Genomic DNA, 11,617 nt, shown 5'->3' on the forward strand with positions numbered 1-11,617 from the left:
CTCCGGAGGTGGGTTCCTCTTCGGTGGCGGTGGTGAGGCCGGCGGAGGCCGTGGCGTAGTCGTCGCGGCGGATGTGCGGGTCGTCGACGCCTACCAGGCCCACGACTGGGCCCGCCGCGCCGGGGAGGGTCAGGCGGTCGGTACGGTTGGTCAGGTCCAGCCAGCCGGCCTTGGTGAAGCCGTCGCGGATCTTCTGCCAGTCGTTCGCCGGGCCCTGGCCGCGGGTGCGCTTGCTCGGGTCGCCGCCGCGCAGGTACTTCGTCGGGTTCAGGGGCTTGGCCGCCAGGTAGTCGTTGGAGCCCATGACGAAGGCGCCGGGCAGCTCCATCAGCGGCTCCAGGGCGTCCAGGACCGAGCCGACGCCGTCCGGGTGGGACAGGTTGTCGCCGGTGTTCACCACGAAGTCCGGCTCCAGGGCGGCCAGCGAGCGCAGCCAGCGGACCTTGCGGTACTGCTCGGGGATCATGTGGATGTCCGAGACCTGCAGGATCCGGAACGGCCGGACCCCGCGCGGGAGCACCGGGACCTCGTAGCGGCGCAGCCGGAAGAGGTTGGGCTCGACCTTGTGGGCGTAGGCGAGCCCTGCTGCTGCCGCGCCGAGGAGGGACACCGGGACTGTCACGAGCTTCCGCATGGATTCCATTATCGGCCTCGGAGGAAATCTCGCGGCCGGACCGGGGGAGTTGGTGACACACTGGTGTGGCAGCCAGAAGGGATGATCATGACCGCGCTGAAGGAAACGCTCCGCACCGATCTCACCGCCGCTATGAAGAGCCGCGACGAGTTGGTGACCGCCACCCTGCGGATGGCCCTGACCGCCGTCGGCAACGAGGAGGTGGCCGGCAAGGTGGCGCGCGAGCTGTCCGACGCCGAGGTCGTCCAGGTCCTCACCCGGGAGGCGAAGAAGCGCCGCGAGGCCGCGGACGCCTTCGAGAACGGCGGCCGCCCCGAGCAGGCCGCCCGGGAGAAGGCCGAGGGCGAGGTCCTGGCCCGCTACCTGCCGGCGCAGCTCAGCGACGAGGAGCTGACCACGCTGGTGGCCGAGGCCATCGCCGAGACCGGCGCCGAGGGTCCCAAGGGCATGGGCCTGGTGATGAAGGCGCTGAACCCGAAGATCGCCGGACGGGCCGAGGGCGGCCGGGTCGCCGCCGCGGTGAAGTCCGCGCTGGCGTAAGGCATATCGGAGCTGAAGCTCCCTACCGCAGGGCCGTCACGTTGGACGCGGCGTCGATCGCAAAGCACGTCGATCGACGCCGCTGCCATGTCCGCCCTCGCGCGTTCGGCCGTAATGTTGATCCATGGCGAATCCGGAGACCTTCACGGTCCGCTACCTCGGCGGCCCTTCGGCCCTGCTCGACTATGGCGGCGTCTCGATCCTTGTGGACCCGACCTTCGACCCGCCCGGCGATCACCCGATCGGGACGCGCGTCCTGACCAAGACCGCCGGGCCCGCCCTGACCGCCGACGAGGTCGGCGCCGTGGACGTCGTCCTGCTGTCTCACGACCAGCACCCTGACAACCTCGACGACGCCGGGCGCGACTACGTCGACACCGCCCGCCTGGTCCTGAGCACCCGCTCGGCCGAGGACCGCCTGGGCGGCGCGGTGCTGGGCCTGCCGAACTGGGTGAGCCAGGAGTTCGACCGCCCCGGCGGCGGCACCGCCCTGGTCACCGGGGTCCCGGCGCTGCACGGCCCGGAAGGCAGCGAGCCGGTGGTCGGCGAGGTCACCGGCTTCGTCCTGACCGGCGAGGACCTGCCGACCGTCTACATCAGCGGCGACAACGCCTCCCTGAACCGGGTCCGCGAGATCGCCGCCCGCTACGCCCCGGTCGACGTGGCCCTGCTGTTCGCCGGCGGGGCCCGCACCCCGCTGCTGGACTTCGCCTACCTGACGCTGACCAGCGCCGAAGCCGCCGAGGCTGCCGGGATCCTGCAGGCCGGAGCGGTGGTCCCGCTGCACTTCGAGCAGTGGGCGCACTTCAGCGAGGGCGGCGAACAGCTCCAGCAGGCATTCGCCGCGGCCGGCCTGAGCGACCGGCTGCGGCTGCTCAAGCCCGGCGAGTCCGCCGGGTTCTGAGCAACTTGGGAGCAGCTTGGGAGCAGGTTCTGCGCAGCAGAAGGATCCGGCCGACGACGTCCTAGCCGGCGACCGAAGCGGTCTCGGGGACGGCCACCGGCCCCGGGACCGGCCCGAACCTGTCCAGCAGCGGCACCCGGTACAGGTTGGGCGCGATCCAGCCGTGCCACAGACCGGTGAGGAAGATGATCGCCGCGGAACTGACCAGGATCGACCCGAGCACGTCGAGGGGGTAGTGCGCGCCGATGTACAGCCGGTCGAAACCGATCAGCAGCGTCCACACCGTCGCGAGCGCGACCGCGAGACCGAACCACCGAGTCCGCGCCGCCAGCAGGCACAGCGCGACGGCGAGCGAGAAGGCGAACGCGGTGTGCCCGGACGGGAACGAGTTCGACCCGGTCTCCGGCGCCAGCGAGTACACCGCCGGCGGCCGGTGCCGGGCCACGATGAGCTTCGCGATCTCCGAGCTGTTCCAGCCGACCGCGATCACCAGGAACGTGGCGGCGGCCTGCACCGGATTGCGCCGCCACAGGAAGAACAGCGTGATCAGAGCCAGGATCACCAGTCCCCCGACCGGCGAGGCGAGGTCCGCCAGGTCCAGCATCACCCGGTTCAGCCAGCCGGTCCGCAGCTGCTGGAGATGTGAGTTCCACGACAGCTCGGTACTCCGCGTCAGCGAGGTGTGCGCGGCGACCAGCCCCAGCGCCAGGGCGGCGGCGAACAGGGCCAGCGGGATCGCCAACCAGTGGCGTACCTTCGGCATCGCGGATACTCCTACGATCGGGGGATGCGGTTCATGGGCCGTGCGGATGAAACTGGTGGAACCGGTGAACTCCCGGTGAACGAGACGTTCCCGTCCAGCAATCTACTACAAGCTGTAGCATCTATGCGGACGACACCGCACCCGCGGAGCCGGACGTGTGAGGAGACCGCCTGATGGCCACCGGACGCAGACCCTCCGGAGCACTCGAACAAGAAGTGCTGGCCGCGCTGTGGGCGGCGGGCGGCCCCCTGACCCCGGCCGCGGTCCAGGAGCAGGTGGGCGGCGGCCTGGCCTACACCACGGTGAAGACGATCCTGGACCGGCTCCACGACAAGAAGATGCTCACCCGGGTCCGCGAAGGTAAGGCCTACGCCTACACGCCAGTCGTGGAGCAGGCCGACCTCGCCGCGGAAGCCATGCGCGCCGCGCTGGAAGGCAGCAACGACCGCCCCGCCGTGCTCTCGAAATTTCTCGGCGAGATCTCCCCCGACGACGCCGCGATGATCCGCGAGTTGCTGGGGGACTCTCCATGAGCGTCAACGTCTACCTCCCCCTGCTGGCCGCCCTCGCGCTCGGCGCCGCGGGCCCCACCCTCGGCCGCCGCCTGCCGCCGGCGGTCGCCACCGTCCTGCTCACCGCCGCGGCCCTGGTCACCGCCCTGACGTCGCTGGCCTCGCTGGCGCTGCTGACCGGCATCGCGGTCCTGCGGGTCCCCGAGATCGCCGCCGAAGGCCGGCTCTCGGACGCGGTCCTCAAGGACGGCCCGGTGAGCACGCTGGCCGGCGCCGTCGCGGGCCTCGCGCTCCTGGCCCTGGTCCCCTTCGCGATCCGCGCCGGCATCCGGCTGTGGCACGAGTCCGCCCGCACCTATCGCCTGGCCAAAGCCTTCTCGGCCCATCCGGCCAGCATCGCCGTGATCCAGGACCCGCGCGCCCAGGCCTTCGCCGTGCCGGGGATCCCGTCCCTGCCGGGCCACGCCGCGATCCCGACCCGCATCGTCGCGACCGACTCGCTGCTGCGCACCCTCACCGAGGACCAGCGGCGGGCCATGTTCGCCCACGAGCAGGCCCACCTGCGCCGGCGGCACCACCTCTACCTGCTGCTGACCAACCTCGCCGCCGTCGCGAACCCGCTGTTGTGGCGGCTGCCCGACGCGGTCACCGAGGCCACGGAGCGCTGGGCCGACGAGGACGCCGCGATCGCGGTCGGCGATCGGGAGGTCCTGGCCCGCGCGCTCGGGCGTGCCGCGCTGTCGAACCTCCCGCGCACCGTCCCGGCGATGGCGCAGGCGCATGTGGGCAAACGCGTCCGCGCGCTCATGGCGCCTCCCCCTCCGCGCCGCCGCACGCTGGCCGCACTGTTGGGAATCGCTATAGCGGCGACCGTCTGGGCTTCCATCGACTCCGCGCGCGAAACCGAGGCCTTCTTCGACACCGCTCGCGACGCCTGGCACAACGCGCACCAGCACAGCGTGGAGCACACGCACGTCATGATCGCCGACCTCGGCATGGCGGTCCGAACCACCCCGACCGTCGGCGGCCGGGATTAGCCTGAAGTCATGTGCCGATCGATTAAGACTCTCCGTGAGCCGTTTGTAGACGAGGCCACCGCAGAGGACGTCCGGGCCGCAGCGCTCCAGTACGTCCGCAAGATCAGCGGCTTCCGTGCACCGAGCAAGGCCAACACCGAGGCCTTCGAGCAGGCCGTGGCGGCTGTGGCCGCCGCGACGCAGGACCTCCTGGACCACCTCGAAGTCCGTAAGCAGGCGCCGAGTGCCGCGTAAAGACCGCCGCGGCGGAAACGCTAAGGCGATTCCCACTGCGTGCCCCTGCGGAACCGGAAAGCTGTACACCGACTGCTGTGGCCCGCTGCACTCCGGACAAGCGACAGCCTCTACAGCGGAGCACCTTATGCGCTCCCGCTATAGCGCCTTCGTCATAGAGGACGCGGCGTACCTGTTGAAGTCCCACCACTCCTCGACGCGCCCTGCGTTCATCTACTTCGAGCCGAAGCTCCGCTGGACCAGCCTGGAGATCGTCGGCACCACCGGTGGCACGACTTTCCACACCGACGGCTCCGTCGAATTCATCGCGCGCTACACGGACGCGGGCCGTCCCGGCTCCATGCGCGAGAACAGCTCCTTCGTCCGCGAGGACGGGAACTGGGTCTACCTCAACGCGCTGTAGTGGGCTGGATCATGCGCTTCTGCCCCGGCGCCTGGAAGTAGGACGTGACGTAGACGGACGCCCCGCAGGCAGCCTGGAAACTGACGCTCTGCACCACCTGCGACCCGTACACCGAGTACGCCACCGAGTAGGCCGAGAACGCCGGCGCGGAGGACGACGCGGACCCGGACGGCGTCGGCTGGCTCGACGCCGAGGTGGTCGGCCCCGACGGCGTCGGACCGGACGGGCTCGCGGTCGTCGTCGGACTGCCGCTGCTCGGCGGCACCGTGGATGGCGGAGTCGTCGGCGGGGGACTCGTGGGACAGGTCGTGGGAACCCAAGCGAGCTGGAACTCGAACCGATCGCCGGCCTGCAGCACTAGTTCCTGGCCGACCGGGACCGCAGGCAGCAGCGGCGCGGCGGTCTGATCCGCCTTGTACACCGGGATCTTCGCCGACTGGCCGCCGACCCCGAGCACCGTCAGGCCCGGCATCCCCTGCAAGGTGCAGGCCGATTTCGCCGTCCCCACAAAGGTTTCGTAGATCGCGCCCCCGGCCGCGGCGCTCTGGGTCGCGGCCACCGACGACAGCGAAGAGTTCTGACACAACGGGGCCAACGGGCTCCCGGTCGCCGTGGTCGCCGGCGACGGCGTGGCCGACGAGGGCTTGGAGTTCCCCGGCGCCGAAGCGATCGAGGACGGCGCCTCGGTGCCGACCACGCCGCCGGAGCTCATGTCCTGGCCGCCGGGCGTGGCCGGGCCGTGGCCGGAACCGCCGCCGGGCGCGTCGTTCGTCGCCGTGGTCATCAGGTTGCCGATGGCGGTCCCGTTGGCCCGCGAGGGCCCGGAGTCGAAGGAACCGCGCGCGGCCAGCGTCGCCCCGGCGCTCACCGCGAAGACCGAGACGGCCGTGGCCGCCAGGGCCGCGTTGCGCCGGCGCCGACGCGCTGGAACCGCGCGCCGCAGATAGTCCAGCGTCCCGGGCGCCGGTTCCAGAGTGGAGACCGCCTGGTGGAACCGTTCCCGCAGCACGGCACCGAGCGCGTCGAGGCCGTCCAGGCCGTCCTCCGGCGACTCCGGATCCCGGTGCCGATCAGCGAAACGCTCGCTCCGCTCCGCGTCCGCGTCCCCGTCCCCGTCCGGCGGCTGCGGCGCCATATCGTCCTCATGTGGCGCGCTCACCGGAACGCCTCCATCCGTACCCGAAGGGCCTCGATCCCCCGAGACCCGTAAGCCTTGACCGATCCGATCGAGATCCCGAGCAGGTCGGCGACCTGCGCCTCGGTCAGATCAGAGAAATAGCGGAGCACCAGCACCTCGCGCTGGCGCCGCTGGATGCCCCGCAGGGCCTGGATCAGCGCGTCCTTCTCGAGCAGTTCGTACGCGCCCTCCTCGGCGCTGGGCATGTCCGGCATCGGCTTGGGCGCGAGCCGCATACCGACCAGCCGCCGACGCAAGGCCGAGCGCGAGAGGTTCACGACGGTCTGGCGCAGATAAGCCAGGACCTTGTCCGCGTCCCGCACCCGCGAGCGCGCACTGTGCACCCGGATGAAGGCCTCCTGCACGACGTCCTCGCACGAGGCGAGATCGTCCAGCAGGAGCGCGGCCAGTTTCAGCAGCGAGCCGTAATGGTCGCGATACGTCTCCGTGAGCAGGTCGACAGTGACGTCGCCGGCTTCTCGGTCAGACGACACCACTGCCCCACCCGTACGCAACGGCGACGTCAACACTCCAGCGGTCACAAACGTTAGACACAGAACACCCCCGTAGAGTTGTACCGTCTACGAGGGTGTTCTGACAGGCACATACCTCTATTCCTACCCGAAGTGACCGGGTGATCAGAACCCTTAGACCCTTCCGGTCAGCTCCGCCGCGACGACCTCGGCGATCTGCGCGGTGTTCAGCGCGGCGCCCTTGCGCAGGTTGTCGCCGCAGACGAACAGCTCCAGCGACTTCGGGTCGTCCAGCGAGCGCCGGATCCGGCCCACCCACGTCGGGTCGGTGCCGACCACGTCCGCCGGGGTCGGGAACTCCCCGGCCGCCGGGTCGTCGAGCACCACGACGCCGGGCGCGGCCCGCAGTATCTCGTGCGCGCCGGCCACGGTGACCTCGTCCTCGAAGCTGGCGTGCACGGAGACCGAGTGCGTGGTGACCACCGGGACGCGGACACAGGTCGCCGAGACCCGCAGGTCCGGCAGGCCCAGGATCTTGCGCGACTCGTTGCGGATCTTCAGCTCCTCGGAGGACCAGCCGTCCTCCTTCAGCGAGCCGGCCCACGGCACCACGTTCAGCGCCAGCGGCGCCGGGAACGGGCCGAGGTCGCCGACCACGCCGCGCAGGTCGCCCGGGTGCGTGCCGAGGTTGGTGCCGGACACCTTCTCCATCTGCGCGCGCAGCGTGTCGATGCCGGGCTGCCCGGCTCCCGAGGCGGCCTGGTAGGACGCGGCCACGACCGAGGCCAGGCCGTAGCGCTGGTGCAGCGCGCCGAGCACCACGATCATCGACAGCGTCGTGCAGTTCGGGTTGGCGATGATGCCCTTGGGCCGGTTGCGCGCGGCGGAGGCGTTCACCTCCGGCACCACCAGCGGCACCTCCGGGTCCATCCGGAACGCGCCGGAGTTGTCCACGGCCACCGCGCCCTTGGCCGCCGCGATCGGGGCCCAGTGCGCCGACACCTCGTCGGGCACGTCGAACATCGCCACGTCGACGCCCTCGAAGGCCTCCTCCGACAGCGCCACGACCTCCAGCTGCTCGCCGCGGCAGGCGAGCTTGCGGCCGGCGCTGCGCGGCGAGGCGATCAAACGGATCTCGCCCCAGACGTCCTCGCGGGTGGACAGCAGGTCGAGCATCACGGTGCCGACCGCTCCGGTCGCCCCCACGACCGCCAGGGTGGGCTTCTTAACAGTCATCGGCCGGTGCCTCCGTAAACCACGGCTTCCTCGCTGTCGGCATCCAGGCCGAAAGCGGTGTGCAGCGCGGCGACGGCGTCCTTGACGACGTCGGCGCGGCAGACCACGGAGATGCGGATCTCCGAGGTCGAGATCATCTCGGCGTTCACGCCGACGTCGGACAGGGCCTCGAAGAACACCGCGGTCACCCCGGGGTGCGACTTCATGCCCGCGCCGACCAGCGACACCTTGGCGATCTGGTCGTCGAACAGCAGCGCCTCGAAGGCGATCGCGGGCTGCACCTTCTGCAGCGCGGTGATCGCCTTGCGGCCGTCGGCCACGGGCAGCGTGAAGGAGATGTCGGTCCGGCCGGTCGCCGCGGCTGAGATGTTCTGCACCACCATGTCGATGTTGAGCTCGGCGTCGGCGATGGTGCGGAAGATCTGGGCGGCCACGCCCGGCTTGTCGGGCACGCCGACGACCGTGACTTTCGCCTCGCTGGTGTCGTGGGCGACTCCGGCGATGATGGCTTGCTCCACGGTGGCTCCTCCTGCATTCGGATCGGACACAGCTCTTGCGCGGACCCAGGTGCCCTCGTGCTGTGAGAACGAACTGCGGACATGGATCGGGACGTTGAACCGGCGCGCGTACTCCACGCTGCGCAGGTGCAGGATCTTCGCACCGGACGCGGCGAGCTCCAGCATCTCCTCGTAGGCGACCCGGTTCAGCTTGCGGGCCTTGGGCACCAGCCGCGGGTCGGCCGAGAACACCCCGTCCACGTCGGTGTAGATCTCGCAGACGTCGGCGCCCAGCGCGGCGGCCAGCGCCACCGCCGTGGTGTCCGAGCCGCCGCGGCCCAGCGTGGTGATGTCCTTGGTGGTCTCCGAGACGCCCTGGAAGCCGGCCACGATGGTGATCGCGCCCTCGTCCAGCGCCGCGCGCAGCCGGCCCGGGGTCACCGAGGTGATGCGGGCCTTGTTGAACGACTGGTCGGTGATCACGCCGGCCTGCGAACCGGTGAAGCTGCGCGCGTCCCCGCCCATGGAGTTGATGGCCATCGCCACCAGCGACATCGAGATGCGCTCGCCGGCGGTGAGCAGCATGTCGTACTCGCGGCCCTCCAGGATCGGCGCGACCTGCTTGGCCAGGTCGATCAGCTCATCGGTGGTGTCGCCCATGGCGGACACCACGACGCACACCTCGTGTCCGGCCCGCCGCGTCTCCATGATGCGTTTGGCGACACGCTTGATGCTCTCGGCGTCGGCAACGGAGCTGCCTCCGTACTTCTGGACGATGAGGCCCACGCGGTGTCTCCCTCGGGTGAGGCGGTGTGCGGTGCAAAGGGCCGCCCGTAGACGGCCCGCCGCCTTCGAGTCTAGTCGGGGTCGCTGAGACGACCCTGAGCTCTCACCATGTGGGACCGCCGCCTGGCGCAGGTCAGGCGGCCAATCCCGGTGATCATGACGACCGGCTCCCCAGCCGGTGCCTCAGCTGGCGGACGCCCGGTGCTCAGCCCGTGGTCGCGCCGAGGCGGGACCGGGCCACCACCGACAGCAGCGCCCGCTGCACGGCCGAGGCCGCCGGGCCCCAGCTGGACAGGTAGGAGAACTGCCACCACCACAGCGCCTCGGTGACCCGCTCGGCCTTGTAGTGCGCCAGGCCGTGCGCCAGATCGGCGCAGACCAGGGCCAGGTCGTCGGAGATGCGGCGGGTCTCGATCTCGGACTTCGGGGCCAGCGGGTCGAACACCTCCTTGTAGGTGTTCACCGGCTTCAGCAGCGCGTTCAGCTTCTCGCGCAGCTCGTCCAGGTCCGGGTCGGGTCCGGCGTCGGTCTCGAAGCGCTCGTCGGGCACCACGTCCCGGATGGCGCCCAGGCGCCCGCCGGCCAGCAGCAGCTGCGAGGTCTCCAGGAGCAGGATCGGCACGCTGCTCTCGGGGGCGTCGCCCCGGGCCACCGCGCGTACCGAAAGCAGGAAGGAGGTGACCTGGTCGTGGATCTCGATCGCGAAGTCCGACAAGTCGTCGGAGGTCATCGGTTCAGACATCGAGCTGCCTTCTCCCCTCGAACGCCCGGCCGAGGGTGACCTCGTCGGCGTATTCCAGATCCCCACCCACCGGCAGGCCTGATGCCAGCCGGGTCACCCGCAGACCCAGGGGCTTGATCAGCCGCGCCAGGTACGTGGCGGTGGCCTCCCCCTCCAGGTTCGGGTCGGTGGCCAGGATCACCTCGGTGACACGGCCGTCGGCCAGCCGCTTGAGCAGCTCCTTGACCCGCAGGTCGTCCGGACCCACGCCGTCGATCGGCGAGATGGCCCCGCCCAGCACGTGGTACCGGCCCCGGAACTCGCGGGTCTTCTCGACCGCGACGACGTCCTTGGACTCCTCCACCACGCACAGGCTGGCGGGGTCGCGCCGCTGATCGCGGCAGATCTTGCACTCCTGCTGCTCGGCGACGTTGAAGCAGATCACACAGAAGCGCACCTGCTCCTTGGCCCGGACCAGCACGTCGGCCAGCCGCCGCACGTCGGCCGGATCGGCCTGCAGCAGGTGGAAGGCGATGCGCTGCGCCGACTTGGGCCCGATGTTGGGGAGCTGGCCGAGCTCGTCGATAAGGTCCTGGACCACACCCTCGTACATGGCAGAATCCCCGACTCGCCTCAGCCGAACAGGTTGCCGAGGTTGCCCAGGTCGGGCATCCCGCCACCGGCCAGCGGGCCCATCGTGTCGGCGGCCAGTTTGTCGGCGGCCGCGCGCGCGTCGCGCACCGCGGCGATCACCAGGTCGGCCAGGGTCTCGGTGTCCTCGGGGTCGGCGGCCTCGGGCTTGATGTCCAGGCCGACCAGCTCCCCGGTCCCGGTCACCTTCGCGGTCACCAGGCCGCCGCCGGCGCTGCCGGAGACGATCGTGTTCTCCAGCTCCTGCTGCGCCTCGACCATGCGCTGCTGCATCTGCATGGCCTGGCCGAGCATGCCCTGCAGGTCCATGCCGCCGAAGTCCGGCAGCCCGCCACCGGGCCCGGTCGCATCCGGGAAAGCCACTGTGCGTGCTCCTGTTCCTGCCGCTGTTTCCGCCGCTATGTGAAGTCGTACTCGACCATACGCGCTCCGGGACCAAGGCGGCCAATACCGCGTGTCCCGGTCGAGAACGGCCCGGGTCGGCCCGGGTGACGTGGGACGCCCCGGCCGGCTACCGCTGGAGAACGGTCGGCGGACGGCGCGGGTTCCGGACCTCCGGTTCACGGCTCGGTGACTCTCGGTGAGCATCGTCGGGCGATGATCCACCGCGGTCGCTCACGGTCGAACCTGGTCCGGGACCGGGGCCGATCCCGCTGCTCCGCGCTGAGGTTCGCCCTGGTTGTTGAGGTTCGCCGGGGCGCCGCTGAAGATCGCTTCGCCGATCAGTACCCGTCGATCGGTCCCAGCCGATCAGTCCTCGCCGTCCAGCCGCTGCGCGCCGAGCTCGCGGACGACGAGTTCGTGGGCTGAGGCGTTGTCCTCGGCCAGGACCTCGTCGTCGTCCGAGACGACGTCGTCTTCGGGGCGCACCGCCGGGGTGACGGGCATCGGGGGCGGCGGTGCGGGTGCCGTCGGTGCCGGGGACGGAGTCGGCGGTTGCTGTGGCTGTTGCTGCGCCTGCTGCTGAGGCGGCGCGGCCGGGCTCGGGGCCGGGGCGGCACGCGGCGGCTCGGGCTCCCGCTGCGGGGGCGGCGTCGGCTGCGCCGGGG

The 11,617-nt window shown here is 70.8% G+C and carries 15 protein-coding genes and 2 pseudogenes; 7 read left to right on the forward strand and 10 right to left on the reverse strand.

Annotation, left to right across the window (positions count from 1 at the left end; genetic code table 11):
• Positions 1–634, reverse strand: a 634-nt coding sequence (locus GWK61_RS47640) for a metallophosphoesterase (protein WP_228564144.1), incomplete at its 3' end; no start/stop codon positions are given.
• Between the two features lie 87 nt (positions 635–721).
• Between GWK61_RS47640 and GWK61_RS47645 the strand changes: the two genes are divergently transcribed.
• Together GWK61_RS47645 and GWK61_RS47650 are read left to right on the forward strand one after the other, a co-directional pair.
• Positions 722–1,174, forward strand: coding sequence for a GatB/YqeY domain-containing protein (locus GWK61_RS47645; RefSeq protein ID WP_194919855.1), 453 nt, complete (start codon positions 722–724; stop codon positions 1,172–1,174).
• 124 nt (positions 1,175–1,298) lie between these two features.
• Positions 1,299–2,078 (forward strand): MBL fold metallo-hydrolase, encoded by a 780-nt coding sequence (locus GWK61_RS47650; protein WP_194919857.1) that lies wholly within the window; start codon positions 1,299–1,301, stop codon positions 2,076–2,078.
• Positions 2,079–2,139: 61 nt separating this feature from the next.
• On the opposite strand, the gene GWK61_RS47655 is transcribed toward GWK61_RS47650, so the two are convergent.
• The gene (locus GWK61_RS47655) at positions 2,140–2,841 is read right to left on the reverse strand and encodes a phosphatase PAP2 family protein (RefSeq protein ID WP_194919859.1); all 702 of its coding nucleotides are present in this window, start codon (positions 2,839–2,841) and stop codon (positions 2,140–2,142) included.
• Between the two features lie 173 nt (positions 2,842–3,014).
• Between GWK61_RS47655 and GWK61_RS47660 the strand changes: the two genes are divergently transcribed.
• The 5 genes and pseudogenes from GWK61_RS47660 (at position 3,015) to GWK61_RS59035 (ending at position 5,027) form a co-directional block, all read left to right on the forward strand.
• Positions 3,015–3,374, forward strand: a complete 360-nt coding sequence (locus GWK61_RS47660) for a BlaI/MecI/CopY family transcriptional regulator (protein WP_194919862.1) — start codon at positions 3,015–3,017, stop codon at positions 3,372–3,374.
• Complete coding sequence (locus GWK61_RS47665; protein ID WP_194919864.1) at positions 3,371–4,390, forward strand: M56 family metallopeptidase; 1,020 nt, start codon at positions 3,371–3,373, stop codon at positions 4,388–4,390. The genes GWK61_RS47660 and GWK61_RS47665 overlap by 4 nt, the downstream gene beginning before the upstream one ends.
• Positions 4,391–4,399: 9 nt before the next feature.
• Positions 4,400–4,624, forward strand: coding sequence for a DUF2277 domain-containing protein (locus GWK61_RS47670; RefSeq protein ID WP_194919866.1), 225 nt, complete (start codon positions 4,400–4,402; stop codon positions 4,622–4,624).
• Positions 4,614–4,709: pseudogene (locus GWK61_RS60230) on the forward strand (SEC-C metal-binding domain-containing protein); the annotation flags it as partial. The gene GWK61_RS47670 and the pseudogene GWK61_RS60230, both read left to right, overlap by 11 nt.
• A gap of 42 nt (positions 4,710–4,751) precedes the next feature.
• Positions 4,752–5,027, forward strand: coding sequence for a YchJ family protein (locus GWK61_RS59035; RefSeq protein ID WP_267254561.1), 276 nt, complete (start codon positions 4,752–4,754; stop codon positions 5,025–5,027).
• Here the strand turns inward: GWK61_RS59035 and GWK61_RS47680 are convergent.
• From GWK61_RS47680 to GWK61_RS57745, 8 genes and pseudogenes are all read right to left on the reverse strand, one after another.
• Complete coding sequence (locus GWK61_RS47680; protein ID WP_194919871.1) at positions 5,014–6,186, reverse strand: DUF4232 domain-containing protein; 1,173 nt, start codon at positions 6,184–6,186, stop codon at positions 5,014–5,016. The two genes, GWK61_RS59035 and GWK61_RS47680, sit on opposite strands and share 14 nt — an antisense overlap.
• Complete coding sequence (locus GWK61_RS47685; RefSeq protein ID WP_194919873.1) at positions 6,183–6,701, reverse strand: SigE family RNA polymerase sigma factor; 519 nt, start codon at positions 6,699–6,701, stop codon at positions 6,183–6,185. The genes GWK61_RS47680 and GWK61_RS47685 overlap by 4 nt, the downstream gene beginning before the upstream one ends.
• A gap of 150 nt (positions 6,702–6,851) precedes the next feature.
• Positions 6,852–7,913: an aspartate-semialdehyde dehydrogenase gene (locus GWK61_RS47690; RefSeq protein ID WP_194919884.1), complete on the reverse strand. Its 1,062-nt coding sequence runs from the start codon at positions 7,911–7,913 to the stop codon at positions 6,852–6,854.
• Positions 7,910–9,196 (reverse strand): aspartate kinase, encoded by a 1,287-nt coding sequence (locus GWK61_RS47695; RefSeq protein ID WP_194919893.1) that lies wholly within the window; start codon positions 9,194–9,196, stop codon positions 7,910–7,912. The genes GWK61_RS47690 and GWK61_RS47695 overlap by 4 nt, the downstream gene beginning before the upstream one ends.
• Positions 9,197–9,401: 205 nt before the next feature.
• The gene (locus GWK61_RS47700; protein ID WP_194898099.1) at positions 9,402–9,938 is read right to left on the reverse strand and encodes a DUF5063 domain-containing protein; all 537 of its coding nucleotides are present in this window, start codon (positions 9,936–9,938) and stop codon (positions 9,402–9,404) included.
• Positions 9,931–10,530 (reverse strand): recombination mediator RecR, encoded by a 600-nt coding sequence (gene recR / locus GWK61_RS47705; RefSeq protein ID WP_194919895.1) that lies wholly within the window; start codon positions 10,528–10,530, stop codon positions 9,931–9,933. The genes GWK61_RS47700 and recR overlap by 8 nt, the downstream gene beginning before the upstream one ends.
• 20 nt (positions 10,531–10,550) lie before the next feature.
• A complete protein-coding gene (locus GWK61_RS47710; protein ID WP_194919900.1) occupies positions 10,551–10,877 on the reverse strand; it encodes a YbaB/EbfC family nucleoid-associated protein in 327 nt (108 codons plus the stop codon).
• 441 nt (positions 10,878–11,318) lie between these two features.
• Positions 11,319–11,617: pseudogene (locus tag GWK61_RS57745) on the reverse strand (DNA polymerase III subunit gamma and tau); the annotation flags it as partial.

The organism is Catenulispora rubra (genome assembly GCF_015356825.1).
In the GTDB taxonomy this organism is placed as follows: Bacteria; Actinomycetota; Actinomycetes; order Streptomycetales; family Catenulisporaceae; genus Catenulispora; species Catenulispora rubra.

Bases quoted from the DNA above. Each gene is read 5' to 3' on its own strand.
- GWK61_RS47670 (WP_194919866.1), top strand. From the start codon at position 4,400: ATGTGCCGATCGATTAAGACTCTCCGTGAGCCGTTTGTAGACGAGGCC.
- GWK61_RS59035 (WP_267254561.1), top strand. From the start codon at position 4,752: ATGCGCTCCCGCTATAGCGCCTTCGTCATAGAGGACGCGGCGTACCTG.
- GWK61_RS47650 (WP_194919857.1), top strand. From the start codon at position 1,299: ATGGCGAATCCGGAGACCTTCACGGTCCGCTACCTCGGCGGCCCTTCG.
- GWK61_RS47660 (WP_194919862.1), top strand. From the start codon at position 3,015: ATGGCCACCGGACGCAGACCCTCCGGAGCACTCGAACAAGAAGTGCTG.
- GWK61_RS47645 (WP_194919855.1), top strand. From the start codon at position 722: ATGACCGCGCTGAAGGAAACGCTCCGCACCGATCTCACCGCCGCTATG.
- recR (WP_194919895.1), bottom strand. From the start codon at position 10,530: ATGTACGAGGGTGTGGTCCAGGACCTTATCGACGAGCTCGGCCAGCTC.
- GWK61_RS47665 (WP_194919864.1), top strand. From the start codon at position 3,371: ATGAGCGTCAACGTCTACCTCCCCCTGCTGGCCGCCCTCGCGCTCGGC.
- GWK61_RS47690 (WP_194919884.1), bottom strand. From the start codon at position 7,913: ATGACTGTTAAGAAGCCCACCCTGGCGGTCGTGGGGGCGACCGGAGCG.
- GWK61_RS47655 (WP_194919859.1), bottom strand. From the start codon at position 2,841: ATGCCGAAGGTACGCCACTGGTTGGCGATCCCGCTGGCCCTGTTCGCC.
- GWK61_RS47710 (WP_194919900.1), bottom strand. From the start codon at position 10,877: ATGGACCTGCAGGGCATGCTCGGCCAGGCCATGCAGATGCAGCAGCGC.
- GWK61_RS47700 (WP_194898099.1), bottom strand. From the start codon at position 9,938: ATGTCTGAACCGATGACCTCCGACGACTTGTCGGACTTCGCGATCGAG.